Origin of the sequence: Afipia broomeae ATCC 49717 (assembly GCF_000314675.2) — a bacterium.
Lineage (GTDB): Bacteria > Pseudomonadota > Alphaproteobacteria > Rhizobiales > Xanthobacteraceae > Afipia > Afipia broomeae.
The window spans coordinates 518,919-540,977 of record NZ_KB375284.1 but is presented as its reverse complement, the minus strand read 5'-3'; the positions used below and the strand labels follow the sequence as shown (position 1 = coordinate 540,977).

At 66.7% G+C, this 22,059-nt stretch carries 25 protein-coding genes; 19 read left to right on the top strand and 6 right to left on the bottom strand.

Annotated elements, in window-relative coordinates; all coding sequences use genetic code 11:
- Positions 1–4: 4 nt before the first annotated feature.
- The 6 genes from HMPREF9695_RS22125 to HMPREF9695_RS22105 all read left to right on the top strand — a co-directional run bounded on the left by HMPREF9695_RS22125 (position 5) and on the right by HMPREF9695_RS22105 (position 5,426).
- The gene (locus HMPREF9695_RS22125) at positions 5–415 is read left to right on the top strand and encodes a hypothetical protein (RefSeq protein WP_006023140.1); all 411 of its coding nucleotides are present in this window, start codon (positions 5–7) and stop codon (positions 413–415) included.
- 46 nt (positions 416–461) lie between these two features.
- A complete protein-coding gene (locus tag HMPREF9695_RS22120) occupies positions 462–2,660 on the top strand; it encodes a heavy metal translocating P-type ATPase (protein ID WP_006023139.1) in 2,199 nt (732 codons plus the stop codon).
- A gap of 120 nt (positions 2,661–2,780) precedes the next feature.
- Positions 2,781–3,272, top strand: coding sequence for an MgtC/SapB family protein (locus HMPREF9695_RS22115; protein ID WP_245258804.1), 492 nt, complete (start codon positions 2,781–2,783; stop codon positions 3,270–3,272).
- Between the two features lie 39 nt (positions 3,273–3,311).
- Positions 3,312–4,628 carry a hypothetical protein gene (locus HMPREF9695_RS22110; protein ID WP_006023137.1) on the top strand — a complete coding sequence of 439 codons (1,317 nt, stop codon included), beginning with the start codon at positions 3,312–3,314 and terminating at the stop codon, positions 4,626–4,628.
- A 19-nt stretch (positions 4,629–4,647) separates the two neighbouring features.
- Positions 4,648–4,929, top strand: coding sequence for a PilZ domain-containing protein (locus HMPREF9695_RS25350; RefSeq protein ID WP_006023136.1), 282 nt, complete (start codon positions 4,648–4,650; stop codon positions 4,927–4,929).
- On the top strand, positions 4,929–5,426 hold the full coding sequence (locus HMPREF9695_RS22105; RefSeq protein WP_006023135.1) for a hypothetical protein: 498 nt from the start codon (positions 4,929–4,931) through the stop codon (positions 5,424–5,426). Before HMPREF9695_RS25350 ends, HMPREF9695_RS22105 begins: the two co-directional genes overlap by 1 nt.
- Before the next feature lie 151 nt (positions 5,427–5,577).
- On the opposite strand, the gene HMPREF9695_RS22100 is transcribed toward HMPREF9695_RS22105, so the two are convergent.
- Positions 5,578–5,814: a helix-turn-helix transcriptional regulator gene (locus HMPREF9695_RS22100; RefSeq protein ID WP_006023134.1), complete on the bottom strand. Its 237-nt coding sequence runs from the start codon at positions 5,812–5,814 to the stop codon at positions 5,578–5,580.
- 115 nt (positions 5,815–5,929) lie between these two features.
- Here HMPREF9695_RS22100 and HMPREF9695_RS22095 point away from each other — a divergent pair, with 115 nt between their 5' ends.
- The 7 genes from HMPREF9695_RS22095 (at position 5,930) to HMPREF9695_RS22075 (ending at position 10,859) form a co-directional block, all read left to right on the top strand.
- Positions 5,930–6,754 carry a hypothetical protein gene (locus HMPREF9695_RS22095; protein WP_167540063.1) on the top strand — a complete coding sequence of 275 codons (825 nt, stop codon included), beginning with the start codon at positions 5,930–5,932 and terminating at the stop codon, positions 6,752–6,754.
- An 84-nt stretch (positions 6,755–6,838) separates the two neighbouring features.
- Positions 6,839–7,354: a hypothetical protein gene (locus tag HMPREF9695_RS22090; RefSeq protein WP_006023132.1), complete on the top strand. Its 516-nt coding sequence runs from the start codon at positions 6,839–6,841 to the stop codon at positions 7,352–7,354.
- Positions 7,351–7,515, top strand: a complete 165-nt coding sequence (locus HMPREF9695_RS26490; protein WP_006023131.1) for a hypothetical protein — start codon at positions 7,351–7,353, stop codon at positions 7,513–7,515. The genes HMPREF9695_RS22090 and HMPREF9695_RS26490 overlap by 4 nt, the downstream gene beginning before the upstream one ends.
- On the top strand, positions 7,512–7,655 hold the full coding sequence (locus HMPREF9695_RS26485; RefSeq protein ID WP_006023130.1) for a hypothetical protein: 144 nt from the start codon (positions 7,512–7,514) through the stop codon (positions 7,653–7,655). The genes HMPREF9695_RS26490 and HMPREF9695_RS26485 overlap by 4 nt, the downstream gene beginning before the upstream one ends.
- A complete protein-coding gene (locus HMPREF9695_RS22085; RefSeq protein WP_006023129.1) occupies positions 7,649–8,017 on the top strand; it encodes a DUF6634 family protein in 369 nt (122 codons plus the stop codon). The genes HMPREF9695_RS26485 and HMPREF9695_RS22085 overlap by 7 nt, the downstream gene beginning before the upstream one ends.
- Positions 8,010–10,403 carry an AAA family ATPase gene (locus HMPREF9695_RS25345; protein ID WP_006023128.1) on the top strand — a complete coding sequence of 798 codons (2,394 nt, stop codon included), beginning with the start codon at positions 8,010–8,012 and terminating at the stop codon, positions 10,401–10,403. The genes HMPREF9695_RS22085 and HMPREF9695_RS25345 overlap by 8 nt, the downstream gene beginning before the upstream one ends.
- Before the next feature lie 99 nt (positions 10,404–10,502).
- Positions 10,503–10,859, top strand: a complete 357-nt coding sequence (locus HMPREF9695_RS22075; protein WP_006023127.1) for a hypothetical protein — start codon at positions 10,503–10,505, stop codon at positions 10,857–10,859.
- 985 nt (positions 10,860–11,844) lie between these two features.
- Here the strand turns inward: HMPREF9695_RS22075 and HMPREF9695_RS22070 are convergent.
- Positions 11,845–12,804 carry a hypothetical protein gene (locus tag HMPREF9695_RS22070; protein ID WP_006023126.1) on the bottom strand — a complete coding sequence of 320 codons (960 nt, stop codon included), beginning with the start codon at positions 12,802–12,804 and terminating at the stop codon, positions 11,845–11,847.
- A gap of 92 nt (positions 12,805–12,896) precedes the next feature.
- On the opposite strand from HMPREF9695_RS22070, the gene HMPREF9695_RS22065 reads away from it, so the two are divergent.
- Genes HMPREF9695_RS22065 through HMPREF9695_RS22045 form a run of 5 tightly spaced genes read left to right on the top strand, consistent with a single transcriptional unit; the run spans position 12,897 to position 17,573 of the window.
- The gene (locus HMPREF9695_RS22065) at positions 12,897–13,367 is read left to right on the top strand and encodes a hypothetical protein (protein WP_006023125.1); all 471 of its coding nucleotides are present in this window, start codon (positions 12,897–12,899) and stop codon (positions 13,365–13,367) included.
- Positions 13,364–13,990: a hypothetical protein gene (locus HMPREF9695_RS22060; protein WP_006023124.1), complete on the top strand. Its 627-nt coding sequence runs from the start codon at positions 13,364–13,366 to the stop codon at positions 13,988–13,990. Before HMPREF9695_RS22065 ends, HMPREF9695_RS22060 begins: the two co-directional genes overlap by 4 nt.
- Before the next feature lie 4 nt (positions 13,991–13,994).
- A complete protein-coding gene (locus tag HMPREF9695_RS22055; protein ID WP_006023123.1) occupies positions 13,995–14,660 on the top strand; it encodes a hypothetical protein in 666 nt (221 codons plus the stop codon).
- On the top strand, positions 14,657–16,366 hold the full coding sequence (locus HMPREF9695_RS22050) for a hypothetical protein (protein ID WP_006023122.1): 1,710 nt from the start codon (positions 14,657–14,659) through the stop codon (positions 16,364–16,366). Before HMPREF9695_RS22055 ends, HMPREF9695_RS22050 begins: the two co-directional genes overlap by 4 nt.
- A 37-nt stretch (positions 16,367–16,403) precedes the next feature.
- Positions 16,404–17,573 (top strand): hypothetical protein, encoded by a 1,170-nt coding sequence (locus HMPREF9695_RS22045; protein WP_006023121.1) that lies wholly within the window; start codon positions 16,404–16,406, stop codon positions 17,571–17,573.
- Positions 17,574–17,600: 27 nt separating this feature from the next.
- Here HMPREF9695_RS22045 and HMPREF9695_RS22040 read toward each other — a convergent pair whose 3' ends face one another.
- The 3 genes from HMPREF9695_RS22040 to HMPREF9695_RS22025 all read right to left on the bottom strand — a co-directional run bounded on the left by HMPREF9695_RS22040 (position 17,601) and on the right by HMPREF9695_RS22025 (position 20,279).
- On the bottom strand, positions 17,601–18,521 hold the full coding sequence (locus tag HMPREF9695_RS22040; protein ID WP_006023120.1) for a 3'-5' exonuclease: 921 nt from the start codon (positions 18,519–18,521) through the stop codon (positions 17,601–17,603).
- A 766-nt stretch (positions 18,522–19,287) separates the two neighbouring features.
- Positions 19,288–19,539 (bottom strand): hypothetical protein, encoded by a 252-nt coding sequence (locus HMPREF9695_RS22030; RefSeq protein ID WP_006023119.1) that lies wholly within the window; start codon positions 19,537–19,539, stop codon positions 19,288–19,290.
- A 71-nt stretch (positions 19,540–19,610) separates the two neighbouring features.
- On the bottom strand, positions 19,611–20,279 hold the full coding sequence (locus HMPREF9695_RS22025; protein ID WP_041713047.1) for a hypothetical protein: 669 nt from the start codon (positions 20,277–20,279) through the stop codon (positions 19,611–19,613).
- 316 nt (positions 20,280–20,595) lie between these two features.
- Between HMPREF9695_RS22025 and HMPREF9695_RS22020 the strand changes: the two genes are divergently transcribed.
- Positions 20,596–21,033: a hypothetical protein gene (locus HMPREF9695_RS22020; RefSeq protein ID WP_157224010.1), complete on the top strand. Its 438-nt coding sequence runs from the start codon at positions 20,596–20,598 to the stop codon at positions 21,031–21,033.
- A gap of 176 nt (positions 21,034–21,209) precedes the next feature.
- Here the strand turns inward: HMPREF9695_RS22020 and flgF are convergent, their stop codons facing one another.
- Positions 21,210–21,944, bottom strand: coding sequence for a flagellar basal-body rod protein FlgF (gene flgF / locus HMPREF9695_RS22015; protein WP_006023116.1), 735 nt, complete (start codon positions 21,942–21,944; stop codon positions 21,210–21,212).
- Positions 21,945–22,059: the final 115 nt, after the last annotated feature.

The window sequence follows — 22,059 nt, the reverse complement described above, 5'->3', positions numbered from 1 at the left end:
GCCGATGTCGGACGGACATCGAAGGATCTGGCGCGCCGGCGGTCCGCCGGCGGTCGTGGCGCTGCTGACCGCGGTGGTCCTCGCGGCCGATATGTCGCGCGACGTCCGGGCGGAGCCACTGAAGGCGACGATAGTCGGCCTGGGCGCGGCGACATGCCGGCAGTTCAACGACGACGTCAGATCGAACCCGCTGATCCGGAGAGACTACATGGCTTGGGCACAAGGGTTCATGAGCGGCATCCTGTCGAGCAGACCGCCGGGCGTGGACGAGGGACTCGATCTCGCCCCGCCGACGTTCCCCGTCCTGCGGCAACTGGACTTCCTCGGCGACTACTGCGCGCGGAACGCCTCGCTCGATTTCTCGGACGGCGTGGCGGCCCTCTACAAGCGGCTTCGCCAGGAGGGAAAGACATGAAACGGTCGGAGTTCAAGACCCTATCGCCACAGCGAAGGAATTGGTGATGAAAGAAGTCGGATCGGGCGCAACAATGCGATTCCAAGTGGAGGGGATGGACTGTTCCTCCTGCGCGACCAAGATCGAGAACGCCGTGCGGCGGATGCCGGGCGTCACCGACGTATCCGTTTCGGTTGCCGGCGGCACCGTGACGGTGGGACACGACGCAGACGGCATCGACCGCGACGAGGTCCGGAATCGGATCTCTGGCTTGGGTTACCGCGTGGCCCGCGCCGAGGGCGACGGCCTTCAAGGCGAGGAAGGGACGGCTGCCCGTTCGGGCGACGAGGATGCCGCCGCCTGGTGGCGCACTGGAAAGGGAATGCTCGCCATCGGATCGGGCACCGCTCTGGCCGCGGCATTCGCGTTGGGCAAGGCCTTACCCGTCACCGAGCACTGGGCTTTCCTGGTCGCGATGCTGGTCGGCCTTGTTCCGATCGCGCGCCGCGCCATAGCCGCCGCGCAGGCCGGAACTCCTTTTTCGATCGAAATGCTGATGTCGATCGCAGCGGTGGGCGCGGTGATCATCGGGGCGACCGAGGAGGCGGCGACCGTGGTATTTCTGTTCCTGATCGGGGAGCTCTTGGAAGGCGTTGCCTCCGGACGCGCCCGTGCCAGCATCCGGAGCTTGGCGCAACTCGTTCCGAAGACGGCCCGCCTGGAATTGGACGGGCAAACAAAAGACGTGCCTGCCGACAGCCTCCAAATCGGAGCGACGATCCAGGTCAGGCCTGGCGACCGCGTTCCCGCCGACGGCACCATCCTGTCGGGAGAAAGCGCGGTCGACGAAGCGCCGGTCACCGGCGAGAGCACGCCGGTCCGGAAGGGTCCGGAAGCAAGCTTGTTCGCCGGCTCGGTCAATGGCGACGGCCTGCTGAGGGTGCGGGTGACCGCCGCAGCCGCCGACAACACGATTGCGCGCGTGGTGCGCCTGGTGGAAGAGGCGCAGGAATCGAAGGCGCCGACGGAGCGCCTCATCGACCGGTTCTCGCGCTACTACACTCCAGGCGTGGTCGCGATGGCCGCTTTGGTCGCGATCGTTCCTCCGCTCATGCTCGGCGGGGAATGGATCGGCTGGATATACAAGGGGCTCGCTATTTTGCTCATCGGCTGTCCGTGCGCTCTCGTCATCTCGACGCCGGCCGCGGTCGCAGCGAGCCTTTCCGCAGGCGCTCGACGAGGTCTGCTGCTGAAAGGCGGCGCGGTTCTTGAGCAGATCGGCCGGATCACGGTGGCATGTTTCGACAAGACCGGCACCCTGACCGCCGGCAAGCCGCAGGTGACGGACATCTTCGGCTTCGGCTGCAGCGAGGCGGAAGTCCTGCGGTTCGCCGCCGCGCTGGAAGCCGGATCGAACCATCCCTTGGCGACGGCCATCTTGGCGAAGGCGACCGAGCACCGCATTTCTCTACCTCCGGTATCGGTCTCGAAAGCGGTCGGGGGGAAGGGCGTGTCGGCTACGGTTGAGGAAACTGCGGTCTTTCTCGGATCGCCGCAAGCCGCTGCGCAATTGGCACCCTTGACGCCCGAACAGAACGCGCTGATCGCGAGCCTCAACGACGAAGGCAAGACGGTTTCAATCGTCGTCGTGGGCGACAGGATTGCCGGCGCAATCGCGATGCGTGACGAGCCGCGTCCGGATGCGAGGAGCGGGCTCAAGCTTCTAACCGATGCGGGCATCCGGACCGTGATGCTGACGGGGGACAATCGGCGCACCGCGAACGCGATCGGTCAGGAATTGGGTATCGATGTCGAAGCCGAGCTGCTGCCCGAGGACAAGCAGCGGATCGTCGGGCGTTTCCAGCAGGCTGGCTGGTCTGTAGCCAAAGTCGGTGACGGCATCAACGACGCACCCGCATTGGCAGCGGCGGACGTCGGCATAGCGATGGGAGGGGGCACCGACGTCGCGCTGGAGACGGCCGACGCTGCCGTACTGCACGGTCGGGTCGCCGATGTCGCCGCCATGGTCGATCTGTCGAGAAGAACCATGTCCAACATACGGCAAAACATCGCGGTCGCGCTCGGGCTGAAGGCCGTTTTTCTGGTCAGCACGGTCGTCGGTCTGACCGGCTTATGGCCTGCGATTCTCGCCGACACCGGTGCGACTGTTCTGGTGACGATGAACGCGTTGCGATTGCTCCGCCCGTCTACGACCGCGCCATCCGGATCAGGGGCAAGTCGAGCCGCTCTTTCCTCGCTTGTCTAGCAGACGAAAAGGACACCCATGCTTTCTTCCTCGAGCCGAAGGGTCATCAGGAGCCGCTTGCGTCGAGCGTTGTTGCACGTGGCGATCGTCTCAGTTGCCTTGGGGCCGGCAACGGTTGCGTTGGCAGCTACCGGGGACGCCGGCGGGGCTACGCGTTTCGACCTCACATTATTGGTCCGAATCGTGGTCGCCGTCGCGCTGGCTTTCCCGATCGGATGGGAACGCGAATTTCGCGGCTCCGAGGCCGGCGACCGCACGTTCATGCTGGTCAGCTTGGGAGCAGCCGCGTTTACCGCCGTTGGTGTCGAGAACTTTCCGGCGACCGCGGAGAAGATCATGGCCGGTGTCGTCACCGGCGTCGGCTTTCTCGGCGGCGGAATGATCCTCAAGGACGGCGGCAACGTGCGAGGATTGACCACGGCGGCGGCCATTTGGGCAGCGTCGGCGGTCGGGATGCTCGCTGGTATCGGCGAACTCCTTATAGCCGCGCTGGTGACGCTCTTGGTCGTCCTGATCCTTGAATTGCAGTTCCTGCCCGTGATCGGGCGCCTCGACGCGCGGCGCTGGCGGCCGAAGGAAGCCGATCAGAAAGTCAACGGTCATGAATTCTGAGCGGAGCCGGTACTCCCTGCCTGAGCGGAGCGAACGTCCTTGAAGCGCTTCTCGATCCTCATTGCGATAGCAGCGTCTGCCGCGCTTCCGGCCCTGACCTTGAGGATGCTTCAATGGCAACCTGACCCGGTCGTTGAAACCGCGACCTTCGGCGTCGCGATCCTCGCGGCCGGATTTCTCTTGTCGTGGGGAGCGGAAGCGGCTGAAAGGCACATTGCTCAGGGTCTGATCCTCGCCGCCGTCGCCTTGATCACGGTCCTTCCGGAATATGCGGTGGACATGTACTACGCTTTTCAGGCGGGCCAGGCCGGCCCGGGGTCGCCGTACGTCCATTACGCCGCTGCCAACATGACCGGAGCGAACCGGCTGCTTGTCGGTGTCGCATGGCCGCTTTTGGCGCTGCTGCACTGGATGAAGGACCGGCATCGCTCCATCGAACTGACAAAGGACAATGCGATCGAGGTCTCTTTCCTTTTGCTCGCCAGCCTTTACGCGTTCGTCATTTTGTTGAAGGGCAGCATCACCCTTATCGATTCCATCATGTTGGTGGCAATCTATGGAGGATATGTCTGGCGTGTCCGCAACGTGGTGAAGAGCGAAACGGCAGACGAAGAGGAAGAGCCAGGACCAGCCGCCGCCCTCGGCGAACTGCTGCCTCGGATTCAGTGGATGATTATGGCAGGGCTTGGCCTCGCCGCGTGCGGAATTATTCTCTTGAGCGCCGAGCCTTTCGCGGAAGCAATGATCAATGCGGGTCGCGCCCTTGGTATCAACGAATTCCTCCTGATCCAATGGTTGGCGCCGCTCGCGAGCGAAGCACCGGCCGTGTCTGTAGCCATCTTGTTCGTTCTGAACGGTCGGGCGTCAGGCGGACTGGTCACCATGATCAGCGACAAGGTCAATCAGTGGACGCTCCTTGTCGGCATGCTGCCGCTGGCAGTCAGCGTCGGCGCCGGCGGCGTGACGTCGCTGCCGTTGGATGCCCGACAGCTTGAGGAGTTTTTTCTGACCGCTTCGCAGTCGCTGTTCGGCGTCGCGCTGCTGATGCGATTGCGCTTAACTTTGCTGTCAGCGGCCGCACTGGCGTTGCTTTTCTTGGTCCAGGTGGGCTTGGCCTACCACTTCAAGGACGATGAACCGCGCACGATCGCCACTCTGACCGGCCTGGCATGGATCTATCTGGCGCTTGCTTCTGTCCTCTTCATACGAAACGGCCGCCGATTGCTGGAAATAATCCGATTCACCGTCCGACCGTCTGTCGCGTCGGCGACTTCCGGCATTCGATCGAGCGCAGGCGAACGTGAACGTCACGAAACCATCGATGCAGTAGGGCAAGTTTCGGCGAAAACGCGTTGAGATATTGGAGGCGGTCGTCGTGTCGGAGAAAAGGTCGGACCGCCGGGTGAGGGTGCTAAAGGCCGGAACAATCGCCTTCGGCGGAGCCGCCATCGATTGCATCGTCCGCAATCTGACGGCCTCTGGCGCGCTGCTTGAAGTGGAGAGTCCGGTCGGCATTCCACATCGTTTCGTCCTGGTCATTTCGTCGGAAGGCGTCTCGCGATCGTGTCGGTTGATCTGGGCCTCCGAACGACGTATCGGGGTCCGCTTCGATCGAACGGGCGAGGCCGCACCGGGGCAAATAGGAGGGTGCGCCTGATGAAATGGCCTCGATGCATTTCGATGACAGGTGTGCTTCTGCTGTTCGGGTCGCTATCGGCATGTGGACTGGCGTCGGCCCGCGGCACCATGGCCTCGGAAAGACCATGGGCATCCGAGCACATCGAAGGGCTGCCCGGCGACATTCGCCGCCACGTCCTAGGACATGCCAAGGCATGCGGCAATCCGGCCGCCGCGACCCACTATTTCTCCGTATCGATCGAGGCCTCCGGACTGCGCTTTCGGGCGCAGCATTTTGAGGACTTTTCCTGCGCACGGCGCTCTTTGGTGTGTCGCCCGCACGGCTGCCTCCACGAGGTGTTCGTGGAGGATGGAAGACACCAGCGGCTCGTATTCGCCATCTACGCACGCGACGTGACGTTGACGAACGAGGGCGGGATCGCTGGCATCGACGTGGTCGACGCCGCTGGTGTCAGAGCCTTTGTATGGAACGGCCGTCGCTTCGCTCCACTGAGAACTCCGAGAACGTCGCGGTAGGTCGGAGGAACGACCGCGTCGGCGGTGGACAGGCGCTGTGCGCTTCGAACGTCTTCTCACCGCGAGCCTTTCGCGCGCGCTGCTCTGCCGCGGTGCGCATGATGTCCGCGACCCGGCTGTCGCCCGACATCCGCGCCGCAACAGTTTCGGGTTATTGCTTGGGCTCGCGGTAGCGCAGGCCGACGCCCTGATGGCCTTCGAACAGAAATTCGATGCCGTGCCTTTCGAGCGCGCTGCGCAGCTTCTCGACGATGCGATCCGTGCGCGGTTCTTCCGAATTCTCCAGACGGATCACCGTCCGCTTTGCGACCCCGGCCTCCTTGGCCAGCTGCTCTTGGGATAGGCCAACCCAAGCGCGGGCCGCTCGAATTTGGAAGATATTAACCATGTTTTGGCACTTTTGGTGACAATGTGAATGGGATGTGAGAAGGTACTTCCACGTTCAACCGAAGGAGCACCTGATGACACCGACCTCTCTCGACGCTACGCCTCTCGTCTCGCGGGTGGCGATCGCCCGCGCCTCGCGCGCGGTCGTCGCCAACGCCATGGCCGGCGACTTCCCCGTAGATCCGGTAATCGGGCCGGATTGGTCCAAGACCTTCTCGATCATCAACAGCGTCGTAACGCGTCATGGTCTGTTGCTCCAACGTACCCTCGCAGACTCGCTCGCGGCGAGCGGCCGGTTCGAGGTTCTGACCGAGGTGCCGCTGCCGGTTACGGAAGCGGCGAACGACCTGCTGACCTCGAAGAACTCCGCCCGCGATTTGGCCAAAATCCGTTTGCAGGCCGATTCGAAAATCAGCCGCATGGTGAAGATCGATCTGATCGTTGTCGATACGGAAAGCGGTTGGGCCGGCGCCTACGACGTCAAGCGCGGGAACGCGGCGACCCGGTCCGGCAAAAGACATCCCATCGAGCACGGCTTGCTCGCCGCGCGTCTCGTTCTGGCGTCGTTCCTTGCGAAATGCGGGTACGAAGGCATCCGCTCGGTGACGACCGCCGTGATCGACTATTATGGCGCTTCCGGTTTCAGCAAGGAGCTGAAGCTGACGAGGGACGAACTCGACGGTCACTTCGGGGTGCCGGTGGTGGCCACCGTCGACTCGATGACGGTCGAGCTGCAGCGTGCGCTGCACTCCGAAATGAGGAATCTGCTGGTGCCGGCGATGGTCAACTTGCCCCACGAAGCGGAACAGGTCATTTCGGACATCGTCGTTCCCGGCCCTGCGGCGGAGACCTTGCACGCTGAGCTCCGCGAAAACACCCTCGGCCGCGTGCTGAACGCTCGCCCCACCGGTCCCGGACCGTGGCGGGCGCGCATGACCTAGCGAGCGCGTCGACCTCCATTCGATCCAACCGAACCGGCGTCCGGAAGGGGCGCCAACGCGCCCTCGAGCGCGAACGGAGAAGGCATGTCCATGGTTAAGATCACAACGACCGGGCGGCAGATCCTCGACGAGACCGCCGCCATCATCGCCGCCGCGCCCACCGTTTACCCGTTTCGCCTGTGGCGGACGATCCCGGCGGCGGATTACGACCTGTTCCGCAGGTTGGCCGTGGCTGCCTATGTCGCCGAGTGCGCGACCGGCGACGTCGAGTGGCGGCGGGCGATCGCGGGAGATGCGACGTGCGCGATCCGCATCGCGCTCCGCATGGAGGTGCCGGACGAGATCACGTTTCCGGTCGATGCTACGATGACGCTGCTGATGTACAGCGCGCTCGACGGCAGTGCGGCAGCCGGGCTCGTGCTTGCCCACCTGCTGCGCCGGATGCCGATCGACGCGCCGCTCAAGCACCGCCTCGCGACCTCGTGGCTGGTCCGCAACCTCGGACTGGCGTGCCCCAGCATCGCGCGGCCGCGCCGCCGCGCCGCCGCAAGCCGGCCCGCCGCTGCGGCATCCCTCGGCCGATCGGAGTGTGCGTCGTGAAGATCCAGATCTTCTCCGACCTGCACTGCGACGTCGCACCGACGAAACCGATCGTTATCGGGAACGACGTCGAGGTGGTGGTGGCCGCTGGCGACATTGCGGAAGGTGCGAAAAACGCCCCGGCGTTCGATCCGATGCTGATCGTCGAGGTCGGCGCATGACGGCTTTTCAGGGCATTCCCCCCGGCTGCGCGCGCAAGCCGCCGTTGCACGAACGGGCGCAGCCGCCACCAGCGTCGGCGCCGATCCCCCTCGGCACCTTCATCGTCGTCGCGACCGCAACCGAGAACTCTCCATGCTGACCGAAAACTTCCCCTTCCTGCTTCCCGGCAACGTCGGAAACCTTCCGGCGACGCTGCGCCGCCTGGCCGACGACCTGGACCGTGTCCACGCCGGCACCGCCCCCACCGCCCGCGAACTCGCGGGCGCGCCGCTGATCGTCGATTGGCGCTGCGCCCTGACGCCCACCGGCCTCGGTCTGGCGGGTTTCGTCGCCGGCCACCCCCTGCTCGGCACACGCTCGGCGCGGACCTCGCAGCTCTGGGCCGCCGACGCCGGCGGGCGCTGGGTGCGGACCCTCACGCGCTACTACCGGCTCGGGATTTCCGCCGACCGCCGTCCGCTCGACGAACCCACCGGATGCCATGGAGGCCATGGTGAGTAGGATCGCGACCCCGCACGGCTTGCGCGGCGCGGCGAGCTTCGTCGCCGCCTCCGGCTCCGGGCACGCGCCGGCCCATACGGTGGCTTTGTCCGATGCGCTTCTGGCGCGCGGCCGCGCCGTGCTGCTCGAAGGCGCGTTGCCGTCGGTCGCCGATGCGCTGTGCATGCTGGGCCCGCCGTTCGGCGACGGTGTCGGTGCCGTCGGGCGGCTGTCGCGACGCTGGCCGACGCAGCCCCTGGTGCACTCCTACGACGCGCGCGGAGCCCTCGACGACGTCTCCGCCGACGAGCCGGATTTGGTCGGGCTTCGCGACGTGCTGAAGCGCGATTTCGCGCTGGCGCCGCGGGAGGCTCGGGCACCGATCGGCAATGCCGTCGTGGAGCTCGACACGGCGTTGGCGTGGACCGTCGGCGGGGCCGGCGGCGTGGGGCTCGCCGGACTTTCAGCCTGCCATTCGCGGCGCAGTCCCGGTTCCGACGAGCGGCTGCTGGCGGCCGCGGCCGCGCTCGCGTACGCAGCGGCCGGCGCCAACCTCCACGGATTTCCCGCGTACGGACGCTGGGGGACGACCTCCGGCCTGATCAAGGACGACGTCGTCGCCGGCCTCGTCGCGACGACCCGGGCGGTTCTGCGCGTGTTCGCCGGCCGCCACGTGATCGGCGACGCTTCGGCGACGGCGGGCTCGGCGACGAACCCTTCCGGCCACGCCGCGGTCCTGGCGCGCGATGCTGGCGACCCGCTGCGGGCGGTACCCGGCCGGCTGCCCTTCGTCGACACCGGCACCGCGGGCTTCGCGACGTTCGCATCCCTGATGTGTCCGGGCCGTGCCGCCGGTTATTCGTCCGAGGCGGCGCGACGGGAGGAGCAGCGCCGGGACTACGCGGCCTGGGCTGCCGACGTCCTCGTGACGCACGCCGAGGCGCTCCCGCTCGTCGACGGGTTGATGCCCTTGATCGAAGACATGGCGGCCGGACGGCGCTTCTCCGCGCCGGGCCTGACCGAGACCATCGATGAGTTGGAGGCGCTGTCGCCGCCGGACGACCCCGACGACCCGATGACGCCGGGCGTGTCGGACGTCGTTCGCGCCGTCAGGCTGCGGCTGAATCTTTATGCGGCCCATCTGGGTGATGCGACGGCCGCCGCCAGGATCGCCTCCTGGGCCGCCGGCTTCGCGGTTGCCCGGATCGGCCGCATCGCGTTCTGGTCGATGATGGTGGCTTCGCTGGCCTGGGCCGAGCGTTCCTCCATCGTGCATCCGATCGCGCTGTCCCCCGGACCGGCGCTGCGGCTCCCCGACGTCGACGACGTGCTGGCCGAAACCGTGGCGTCCCGCCTGGACGACGTCGCCGCCGGCCTCGCCCACGCCCTCGGAACGGTTGCGGTGGTGCGCGAGGACGGCCCCGAGGGCGACGCGCACGGCTTCGCCGGTCTTTGGCGCCGGTCGGTCGCGACGCCGCCGGAAACGCGGCGCGTCATGGTGGCGCGCGCCGACGCCGTGGCCGGGGCCCGGAACGCCGCTGGCAGCGACGCGATCGTGGTGGTGCGCTCGATCGCTGACGGCAAGAACAATGCCGCGCGGGAGATGCAGGCGGAGTTCAAGGGAATGGTAGGCGCGCCGGTGCCCCTGGTGTTCACCAGGAACGTCCAGCAAGCCTACCGCAGGCTGGTCGCGGAGGCCCCGCACGCGCGCGCGATCATCGACGTCATCCTGCGCGACACCGCCGGTTCGCGGACCACCGCCTGGCGACCGACGGTGCTCGTCGGCAAGCCGGGCTCGGGCAAGACCCGGCTGTGCTTGCGCATCTGCCAGGAGCTGAACATCCCCCACAGGGTCTTCGGGTGCGGCGGCGTCAGCGACTCCTCGTTCAACGGCACCTCGCGCCAGTGGTCGACCGGCCGCGCCAGCGTTCCGCTGCAGCTGGTCCGGCAGCACCGCGTCGCGAATCCGGCGATCATCCTCGACGAGATCGAAAAGGTCGGCGTCGGCCGGCAGAACGGCAACTTGGTCGACGGCCTGCTGACGATGCTCGAGCCGCTTAATTCGTCGAACGTCTTCGACATCTACTTGGAAGGCGAGGTCGACCTGCATCGGGTGTTGTGGCTGGCGACCGCGAACGACGCGGCGGCGTTGCATCCGGCCCTGCTGGACCGCTTTCGGATCCTTGAGATGCCCGATCCGCGGGCCGAGGACCTGCTTGCCGTGCTGCCCGGCGTGACGTCGGCCGTCGGCGAACGTCGCGGTCTGTCGCCCCAGTGGCTCGCGCCGTTCGATGCGGTCGAGCTCGAGCTCATCGCCGATCTCTGGCCGGGCGGGTCGATCCGCCGGCTGGCGCGCGTCGTCGAGGCGGTCCTGGACGCCCGCGACGACCCGCGGCGCGCGAATTGACGATGTGATCATGGCCATCGTCCTCACCACGTTGCCGATCACCGCGCGCGAAGTGGAGGCGCGGCCCGGCGTGGCGGTTTCAGAACGGAGTATGTTTTCATGACCAAGCACACACGACCCGACCGCGTCCGGACGAGGCCCGATCCCGCGCAATGGCATGAGGACGAGCTGCTGACGCTGGGCGAGGCGGCCGCGCTTTATTGGCCGGACGGCCCCTTGACCGAGACGACGCTGCGGACTGCGGCACGCGACGGTCGGCTGCCCATTTCGCAGATCGCCGGAAAGTTCTTTGTGACCAAGGCGGCGCTGCGATGTCTGACCGTCTGTAAACCTCTTGGCGAGGCGCATCGTTCGCCGGCGCCGGTAGCCGCAACGGGTGACCAGGGATACTTGGCGGATCTTGCGCAAGTGAGCGAGATGCGGCGCCGTTCGAAAGAGGGCGCCTCGGTGCGTTGACCGCAATATCTGGCGGTTCGCTATTTCGCGAAGCGCCCGAAAGGACGCGCCCCGAACAGCGACGCGTGGTGGCGGGCGTAGCCGGCGTTAGGGTGCCTCGGAGTGGCGTTGCGCGGGAAGGACGTGGATCCGCGCCGGGAGGGGGCTCACCGCGAGCCGTCGCCGATGACGAAGCAGCCGGCCGGGAGCGGTGCGGGGCCCGCCATGGCGGGAGAAGGGAAGGCCTTCCGGCACCGTGGCCGTCCACGCGGCGGCCGAGACCGGACTGCGCGTTGCCGGAGAGGCGGACGCGCTGTCGAAGCCGGCGAGGGACGGCGGCCGCCTTGGCCTTGGCGTCGGCCGGCGGGATCGCCGCGATCGCGCTCCGGACCGCCCGGCGGCGAACTCCTTGCCTCACACTTTGACGACCGCGCTGCCGTCGGCGTCGGCCCCGATCCGACGGTCGTCGGCGCCGCTGCCCCACCGCCGAACGCCGTGCCGTGCTCTTCGTCGAAGCCGATGTCGGACCTGATGCTTCCGCGGTAGCGGTAGTTCGGCAGCGCTTCGTCGCGGGATCTCCACCGAGGCCGACACCACCGTCGGCGCGCCGATCTCTCGAGCCGATGTCGGCTGGACGCGTCCTGTTGCATCGAGGCCCGGCCAGCTCCGGCGAGCTCGCTTCACTCCAGGAGCCGGCGTTCCTAATAAGCTACTGATTTTGCTACTAAAATTAACGAAACCGGAGTTCCGGTCTCAGCAATGGTTTTGGCGTTTTTTCTACACCATGATACCTTTTTCGGCCGTTCCGGGCCTGTTTGAACCCGTCTGAACCCGCCAAAACGCATTATTTCGCTTCCGATTTCTTCACGCAGATACCCCGATTTTTGGCTTTTTGCCGAAACCGCGTTTAAATGAGGCAGGAATGTGGCAAGGCTCGTCGGCTGCGGTCGCGCGGCCGCGGGCGGCCGCCACCGCGCCGCCTCCGGCTCCCGGCAGACGGGGATGATTATTGCGTGAGGGCGTCGAAGCGGCCGGTGCGGTCGGGGGCCGGCGGCCCGGACGGCTCGACCACCGTCTCGACGGCGCCCTGCGCCGTCACCCGCGCCACCCCGACGGAGGCCGCGCCGAACGCGCCGAGCAGCGCCGCGGCACGCGCGACGGAGGCGTCCGGCGTCGAGGGCGAGAACGCGAAGAAGAAGCGCGGATAGAACGTCGCCAGCACCAGATAGGCCGGAAACACCCCCTCGAAGTACCGCAGTTCGGACTCCTCGCGTCCGTCCAGGATGAACAGCTCGACGCCGGCGAGCCGTCGGTCGGGTCCTGCCTTGCCAAGGATCTCGAATCCTTGGTGGGCGGTGTAGAAGCGCGTCGCGGGACGCCGGCGCAGCGACGCCCCCTCTCCCCAGCGCTCGCCGGCCCACGGCTCCAGCGCCTTCAGCATGAAGGCGGCCTTGAGCTCGCGGCTGCGGATCGCGGCGAGGCCGCGCGCGACGCTTCTTTTCGAAGGCCGCTCCTCCTTCGGCGGCTCCTCGAACGGCTCGAGCTCGGGCGCCGGAAGCTCGGTCAGCCGCTTGCGGAGCTGGTCGAGGGTGACCGCGCCGGCCTTCAGCTCCAGAAGCGCCGTCATGCCCCGCTGCGGATCGAGATCGTGGATCCTTGCCGCGACCTCGGCCGCGTTGAAGACCCGGGAGATCAGCGCGTCGCGGGCCAGGCCCTCCGAGGCGGCGATGGCGCGGAGCCGGTCGAGCAGCACGACGTAGCGCCGCAGCACGCCGGGGGACAGCCGGGTGGCCTCGGCGGCCGCCGTCCGGAGCGCGGGCAGGTCGGCGTCGGACGCCGTCGCGAGCGCCCGCGAGAAGATGTCGCCCAGCACGAACCACGGTTGGCCGCCGTCCCGCGCCGACGACATCTCGCGGCGCAGATCTTGGAAGTCTTTACCGGACGTTAACGCTGCTGGCTCGGTCACGCCCCGCTCCTGTTGACTCGTAGAAGTTCAAAAATGTAATCTGCTAATTCAGAAGTTAACGTCATGATACCTCTAAATCAGAAGGTGACCAAGTGAATCAGCATAACCCGCAAACGTCAAACGCCGCGACCGCGCCCACCGACGCTTTGGGGGCCGGACGCGGCCTCGCATCCCCGGCCGCCGGCGGCGAACCCGCAGAATTGCCGGCGGGCGAGGCCCTCGAAGCGTCCCGGATCGCCCGGCTCGTGGCCGTGCAGTCCGCCATCCTGGCGTCGTTTCCGTCGCGCCCGACGCTGGCGCTCTCTTTCCCCCGCGTGTCCCGCACGTCGCACCCGCTGAAGCTCTTCGGCCGGCGCCCCCGCGACGCGGTGGCGGGCGCGAGCCGGGGCGATGTCGCCACCGGCGGGCCCGGCGACGCCTCGCCCGATGCGAACGGGCCGGCGAAGCCGATCGTGCCGCACCGCCTTCGCCGTGCGGTCCGGGCGAACCGCCCCGTCAGCTCCCTCACGCCGGACGAGGTTGCGGCGCTGATGCGCCACTTCCGCACCGGAGACGCGCGATGAGCAAGGAGACGATCATGCCCGATGCCGCCGCGATCTATCGTTCGGCCGACTTCAGGCGGCGCGTTGCAGACGCGCTCGGCCACGACGCCGAGCAGGTCGCGCTCGCCGTCGAGGGCCTGGTGCAGGCCCGCCGCATTCCGTTCGGCGGCGGCATCGCCCCGGACGTCGCCGTCTGGGCCGACGCCGCGCGCATCGTCGCCGCGCTCGCGGCGGCACAGGCGGCGCCGGCATCGGTCGTGCCGATCGCCGAGCGCATCTGCGCCATGCCGCACCGGTCGTTCGCTCCGCGCGGCCCCGCCGAGCCCCTGCGCACGTTCGGCGCCGACCTCGCGAGCCTGCTGCGGCACCGCCGCGCGGTCGTCGCCGAGGGCGGCTTCCCCGTGGTTTCGGTGGCGTGGAGCCGTGGCGCGGAGGCGCTCGGGGGCAGGATCGACTTCGCGGAGTTCGGCGGCCCGAAGCGACGCTACTGCGACAGGTGGCCGCCGGTCGCCGACCTCTCGTCGCACGCCCCGCCGGCCGCAATGAAGCTGCGGTTCGCGTCCTCCTCCCTCGTCCGGTTCGGCGACGTCACGGCCGAGTGCGTGCTCGGCGCCGAAGCCGTCGCCACTGCCTGCGGAGAATAAGCCCATGAGCAGCATCATCGACACCGCGATCGCGCGGCAATCGGACGTCTACAGGTCCGCGGATTTCCGGCGGCGCGTCTTCGAGCATGTCGGCCAGGATCCGAGCGACGTCGCCATCTGCACCGATGCGCTCCTCGCCGCCGGTCGCATTCCGACGCCGGACCCGGCCATGCCGGAGGAGGCGGCCGTCTGGGCCGACGCGGCGAGCCTTCTCGCCGCGATCGCCGGACGGCAGCGCCGCCCGGCATCGGTCGTACGGACGACGACGCGTATCTGCGCGCTGAAGCTGCAGTTCGACGTCGGCCCTCGGCCCGCCGCCGGGCAGTCGGCGCCGTCCGCGACCTTCGGCCTCGCGCTCGCCGATCTGCTGCGCCGGGCGCATGCCGGCACCAAGCCTCTCCTGCCGGACGCCGCGCCTCTGGTCGCGGTGATGTGGAGCGAAGGCGGCGCGGCGCTGTTCGCAACGATCGACCTGTCGGGCGCCGGCGGCGGCAAGCGGCTCTACTCGGATGTCCGGCTGCCGGCGCCGCCCGACGGCGACTGGGATTTCGTCCGCCTGCCGAACGTCGGCGGGTCGCTGTTCTCGTCGTCGTCGATCGCCGGCCTCGGCGGCATCTTCGGCGCGGCGCCGTCGCTGGCGGCCGCGCAGGCCCGGAAGGAGCGGTCATGACCCGGACGCGAACTGCGCCGAAGGACGCCCACCTTCCGCTGATCGGCTATCGCGAGATCGAGGCCGGCAAGATCGAGCTCGCGCGCGCCATCTTCGCGGTCGCCGAGGACGAGGGCCGGTCCGCGATGCAGGTGCTGGACAGGCTGAACCGGTTCAAGTTGGCGGACGAGCCGCTGCCCTATCTGGCGGTGCGCGAAGACGCGGCCGAGGACGGTTCCTGTCGGCGCGTCATCGTCGTGCGGCACAACCTCGCGCACGCCCGCGTCGAGGAGAGCACCGAGCTCGACGCCGGCGACCTCACCACCGAGGACCTCAAGGACCCGGAAAAGCGGCCGCCCGCCGCGAACCTGGAGCTGGAGGAGTATGCCGAGGACCGGCGCTTCCGGCGTCAGGTGATGGACGCGCCGCGCGACATCCGCATCTCCACGGTCGTCCTCAAGTACCTGAAGCTGCGCGATCCGGCGAATATGAGTCCCGGCGCCAAGGAGCTGCGCGAGTACGAAGCCCGCCGCCACGGCGAGACCAGCCCCTGGACCGGCTTCGTCAACGCCACGAACTTCGGGACCCAGCTGATCGGTTTTCTCAAGAACATGACGGTGGGTCAGATCACCGCCACCCTGGGTCAGAACTACAAGGACCACCTGCAGGGCAAGCCCCGGATGCGGGGCGGCACGGACGAGGAGGGCCGGACCATCGAGTTGCCCAAGGACTCGACGGTCGACGCCCACCTCTCGCTCCTCAACGTGGCGCTCGGCTGGTTCGTGCGCGAGTACCGCGCGGCCGTGCGGGTCGAGTTCGACAAGCCGGTCGTCGAACGCGGCGATCCGATCTGCCTGACCTGGGAGGAGGTGCGGCGGGCGATCATGTTCTGCCTCGGCTACGTCTGGGACGGCGCCGGATACGCCACCGAAAGCGTGTTCCGCGACGGCAAGTGGCAGGTGGTGCTGGTGCGGCGGCCGCTCGCCGAATACGAGATGTATCTGCCGGTGGTCCGGTTCCTGCTGATCTATTTTCTGACCGGCACCAGGTTCAAGGCCATCCTCAAGCTCGGCTGGGTGCCGCTCAACTTCCGCGGCTGGATCGATCTCGACCGCGGCTGGATCTACCGGAACGGCCGCAAGAGCAAGCGGCACGCCGCCAAGCCGAAGGAGCAGTCGCAGCTGCTGCCCGTGGTGAGGATGCTGTTCGCGAATTGGTTCGCGCACGACGAGAGATCGCGGATTGCCGACAAGTGGGCGATCCGCCCGTCCCGGCGCCGCAAGCGGGCGCGCGGGACCGAGGACGTCGAGGAGAAGGGATTCTTCGTCGTGCACGACGGCTCCGGCAACCCGGTGCCGCTGAAGCGGATGCAGGAGCTCATCACCGAGGTGTTCGCGAAAGTCGGCATCGACGCGACCGGTCACAAGCTGAAGGGCGGCGGCGTCACCACCTACCACGACGCCGGATTCAGTCTCGCCCAGATCTCCTTCTGGTTCGGCACGACCGAGCGGGTGCTCGACACGCGATACCGGAAGCTCAAGCAGGCCGAGGCGACTTTCGGGATCCGGCCGGCGCCGCCGGATCCCGCCAGGATCACGCTGTCGCAGTTGCTCGATCCCCACCGCCGGCTCGGCCCGGTTCCGCGCAGCGCGCCGCAGCCGGAGGCCGTCATCGACCTGCTGGCGGTGAAGGCCGGCGCCCGCCGCGCCTGCCGGGCGCGCCGGTAATTTCCTTACCGCCATCACCAGCCACCAAGGAGTAGTCATGCCAAGAAAGCGAAATCGTCTCCGCCGCGCCCATTCGGAGCCGCGTCCGGCGCGCCGGCGCATCGATCCCCGACTGACCGTCGGCGACATCGTTGTTCTGCTCCTGTGCGAAACCTGGGCGGCGGTCGGCATCGGCGCGCGGAACGGCGCCATGGCGGCGGCGATCGCGGTCCTGGCGGCGACCGCGCGGATCGGTCCGAAGGCCGCCAGGGACATCCTGCTGGAGGACTGGATCGCCGGGACCTTGACGGTGCCGACGCGGACCGGGCGGCGAGTCCCGATCCTGTTGCCGCTCGCCCGCGAGGTCGTCGCCCGCTACCTCGAGCAGCGACCCGAGAACGCGGGACCTTGGTTGTTCGTCAACGGTGAGGGCAATCAACTTCATCACAACGACATCGACCGGACGTTCGCCGCGTTGGGGCGCAAGTGCGGCATACCCGGCACGCGGCTGCCGACCAGGTGTCTTCAGTTCTTCGATCGGTCCTTCGACGGAGAGGACGAGGACCGCGCCGCCGTGGTCGCCCTGTCGGGCTGGCGCGACCGAACGATCGACTCCGAGGTCGCGCGCGCCGACGTCGACGAGGCGGCCCGCGATGCCGACCGCCTGCGCGCGGTGCTGGAGGACAACCACGAACTGGCCGGCCCCGCAGGGCGCTTTCTCGGCGCCCGTGGCATCGAGTACGCGGCCGGGACGCGGACGATCTTCGTGTCGCAGGACCGGGTCCCGCTCAAGAAGTCCCCGGCGATGACGACCGATCCGGTCTGCATCGCGCTCGCCGCCGTCTCCTGGCCGCGACGGGGCAAGAAGACGCTGCGGATGGAGCTCAAGCGCCACCATTTCGATCACGTCGACGGCCTGCGTCGCGCCGGGCGGATCCGCCTCGGCGAGATGGCCTACCTGTTCAGTTGCGCGCCGCGCACCGTGAACGGCTGGATCTGGGCGAAGGCGGCCGCGGAGAAGACGCCGCAGCGGCTCGCCGAAGAGGCCCGCTGGCGCGAGGAAGCGCCCGCGATGTACCTGGCGCGGCCGCGCGGCCAGACCCCGGCGCAATTCCACGTTCGGCTGACGGACGAACATCACTGCACCGTGCCGTTCGTCTGGCTGCTGAGCGTCCTGCAGCAGGCCCGCGTGCTCGGTCGGCGCCCCCGTTCGAAGGCGGTTCGGTAAGTCCGTCCCGATTTTTTCGGCGCCCTCCTAGATGCGGTCGGAGAAGCGGTCGTAGGCCGTGATCCGCCGCATCGGCAGATCGACGTCGCGCCGATAGATCTCGTTCCGCAGATGCGCGAGCTCCTGCTCCACCGCGCCGTCGTCGACGTCGATGTACCATGCCTTCGGACCTGCTCCGCCGTCGCCGTTCCAACGGTAGCCGCGCCGCTTGAGATGGTCCTTGACCGCGAACGGAGAATTTTCCGCCCAGATGCGGCACGTCGGCCGCCGCGCTTCCTGCAGCAGAATATTCAATCCGGTCCGGCCCGACTTCGGCAGGGGCGCGGCGAGAAGCTCGATCGCCGCCAGGCAGTCGGACACCGCGCGGTGTCGGTCGTAGAAGAATCCCGCACCCATCGCGAGGTAGCCGAGCTTGGTCCCTTCGAAGCCCTCGCCCGCCCAATCGACCTGGCTCATCGAGCAGGCCCAGGCCTTGTGCGCGAACACGTCGCTGAAGCGCTCGAGAAAGCGGCGATCGAAGGCGGCGTTGTGGGCGATGACCAGGTCTGCGGCCGTCGCGCCGTCGGCGAAGGCCGCGACCTCGGCCGGTTCGATGTGCTTGCCGGCGACGGCTTCGTCGTTGATCCCGGTCAACGCCGTGACCGCGGCCGGGATCGGGCCGGCGGGTTGACGGAGCCGGTCGAATGCCTCCCCGATACGGAATATCCGACCGTCGAGCCCGTACGTGAAAGGCACCATGGCCAGTTCGATGATCTCGTCGTGCGAAGGGTCGAGCCCGGTGGTCTCGACGTCGACCAGAAGCCCGTTCCGCTTCGGCGATCCGTCGTCCATCGAGAGCTCGCAACGCGGCGCAAGGCGCCGCAGGATCCGGTATCGGCCGGTCGCCTGCAGCGCGTCCGCCATGGCTTCGTGATCCGGGAGGACGTCCGTGGCGGACAGTGCTTTCATCTTCGTTGTCCTGACCATCGCTTCATGTTGTCGGCGGTGTGCATCGAATGATTGAATTGCCGCATCTCTTCGCGCATCTGCCGCGGCAGCACGCCTTGGAACGACATTCTCACGCTTTGATGGAATTGGCACCAAAAATGCCAAAATATGGTTAACAGAGCTCTTTTTCCACATTTGGTGAGGTGTTTCATCCCTTCTTGGCTCCATAAACGAGATCCGCAATGAGCTTTAGGGACTTCCGGGCCGGCCGATTTGCCGCGCATTCGACGATCGAACGGTTACAAGCCGGCATTCTCAGACGCAGGACGCGGATTTCGGACCGTGCCGGCGTCCCGTGGCTCGAGCCGGATGAAGTCGTGAAAGTCACATGCCTGCGCGGGAAAAACGACGCTGGGACGCTGGTGCGTCGTCCACCCGCGGGGGCGTTCAGGACGCCGCCGTGCCCGTCGGCTAGACAACCTCTGCTTGAAGCGTCGGGCTGAAGACCGATGGCAGGATTTCCGGTGCATCGGTGGATTCTCGCCGACGCCGGCGCAGGTGCGGAGTATCGAGACGCGGTCGCGTCCATTGGGCGAGGTCCGGATCATGGCCGTGATTCCACCGGACAGCGTCAGCGACAGCCGAGATCGCAGCCATCGCAGCATCCGGCCTTTTCATCGGACAGGTTCATTTGTCTGAACTCATTGCCGGCCGACTCGAAGCGCCGCGACCTGGTCCACGCCAAAATGGGACGCCACCGGGCGAGCTCTATCGAGCGCTATCGGCTTCAGCCGTACCGTCCGGCCGCCCACTCGCACCACTGGTAATGGATCGGGAACGGAACGTAGAAATCGGTCGTGATCGCCGGCGGCAACCCGTCGCGGAAGGAGATATTCTCTTCCAGCTTCTCTATCAGGCCCCGCGCGAGCAGGCGGTCCAGGGTCCTTTTGGAGCACCTGGTCTTTTGGTTGACGGCGATTGCTTCGAAGGCGTTCACTTCGGCCCTCGTCATGCCATCGCACGGGTGCTTGGTCTTCATGTCCAAAATCTCCATCGTACGGGCTGCAATGCAGCCTTCCTCGCTGCGAACCGATTCGGGTCGAGGTGCCATCATCCGCGCAGCACGCGCTCCAGAATGGCGTCGACCGGTCGCGACAGCAGGGCCTTGAGCTTGTCTGGGTCGAGAGCCGCGCGAACGTGCCGAAGGACGGCCCCCGTCTGTCGGTAGCGCCGCGCCAGGCAGTCGTAGACTTCGTCGCCAGGAACGTAATCCGGGTCGGGATGCCGCAGGGTTTCGGCACACCAGAGCAGCCATTCGAGCGGATCGATGCCTTCCAACGGCGTGGCGTAGTCCGGGATGAATCCGCAGCGTTCCGCCATCTGCCGTTCCACGAAGGCGACCAGCTCTTCGTCGGTTCGGGGATGGTTCAAGCGACCGTAGAGGCCGCTCTGGCGGTAGCCCCCCACGGTGATCGTGAGATCGAGGCCGAAGGTTTCGTTCAAGAAAGCGCGAATTTCCTGGGCGTAATCGGTGGCGATCGCGAGCTGCGCCCTTGCGTGATCGATGGAGCGGCTCACGACATGGAGCAGTGTCTCCCGATCGAGCGCGCTGTCATTTTCGGCGGCGGTCTGGGTTGCGATCTGGACGACGGACCTGCGATATTCGACCTCCCAAGAAGTCTCACGAAATCCGACGAACAGCCTGAAGGGCTGTCCTTGCTTGTTCGTCTGGCCGCTTTGCACGCTGCTACTCCGAAGCTCGATCTGTTCGACGATCAATATGCGTCGACGTTCGGCGCCAATGGAAGAGAAACCAATTTCGTCAAAATGACTAAATGTGGAAACCGAAATTTCTCATTCGTTGCACGACCTTGAGCGGAGCGAGTTGCCATCATTGACCGTGTTCGGACAAGAAATGGTGCGGTGGGAAGTTTGTTTCGCAGCCAAACGCGCGGACAGCGCGCCAAGTTTGGTTCGGATCGAACGGTGCGATGGGGTCGGGGCCGCTCGACCCGGCCCTCCCGCTCCACGATCGGAGAGCGCCGGGTTTGAAGGATTGCGCGCAGAGCGTGCTTCGCTGGACAAGGCGGACGACTTGGCCAGCCTGATCCTGTTCTATGACACAGGTGACCTCAGCCTGCTCGCCGAGGTCGTTGCGGATGGCTATGTCGCCGCTGCTCCGTCCTACGCTGCGGCTGTTGCTGTGGGCAGGCAGCCGCGTTCGGCGGAGTTGGGCGAGCGCCAGGGCATCGAGAGGGCGACTCGGTCGCTGTTGAGGCAGCGATCGAACGGGTCGAACAGCGTCGACGAGGAAGTGTCTCGCCGTTTTCCGCACGTCTCGGCTGAGGACAAAGCAAGTCTTGCGGAAAGCATCGATGGCGCTCTCAAGGCACTGAACGAGGTGACGCCCCCGCTTGGGAGGTGGCGCCGGAGGTCGCTGCAAAGTACGCCGAAAAGCGGACCCTTGCGGAGCAATAGAACTCCGGATTTGGTCGCTGAGCCGCACCACGAGTTCGAGCGAGGACGATCGTGACGGTCTGCATCTTGACTCTCACCATCGCCCCCGGCGGCGAGCGACGGAACATGCGTTAACCTCCGTCGGCCTCGGGGAGGCAGCGTCCTCGCGGGACTAGACGATCTCAATGGCAACTTCCTCCGAGGATCTTGCGAAACGCTCCGCCGCGAAAGGCTGGCGAACGTCGCTCCCATTCAGTCGGGTACGTTGGCCAATTTGTTGATATCGTCGGCGTCCTGCGAATTCTTGAGAAGGCTCCCCACCATTTCGTAGGCGCGCGTGATCTCGGTCAGGCGCATCATTTCGCGCGCGCTCTGCACGTTGGATTTTTCGATCGCTCCGCTGACGATCTTGCTAGTCGAAGCAGGCGCGGGCTTTTCCTCGGATCGCAGCAGGCTCGCGCCTACAGGCTGCAAGAACTGCGGGCGCTCGAAGCGTACCAGCCGCAGGCGGCCTAGAACCCGTTGTTTGGTGCCGACCACGCCGTCCGGACCGATGCTGATCGGATCGTTCTTGTCGGATGGTTGCAGGGCGCCATCCCTGCCGAGCACCGGGTGCCCGTCCTCGGTGACAAGTCTGCCGCGGGCATCTGTTACGAAGGCGCCGTTGCGCGTGTAGCGTTCACCTTGCTCCGTCATAACGACAAAATAGGCGTCGCCATCGATCGCGAGGTCGAGCGGATTGCCGGTCGCCTGAACTGGACCTTGCGCGCCATGCGTGAACACGAAACGGGGATCTGGAAGCGACAGTGGGCGCTCCTGCTTGCCGGATTCGTCGACACCGTGTCCCGGCTTGAGGTACTCCCGAAAAGAAAGCTCGCGCGCTCTGAAGCCGTTCGTGTCGACGTTTGCAACGTTCTGGGCGGTCACGTCCAGTTTTCGTTGAAGTCCGATCAGGCGCGACAGGTGAATTAATGTGGTCTCGCCCATATCGTTGTCCTGCGAGTGCTCGGGCGGTCTGCCGCTCTGTGCGATACCGACGATGAGCCGGTTCGCGATCCGAGGTGACGATTCCCCTTTCGCCATCAGTTTTTTATCAAAGGCG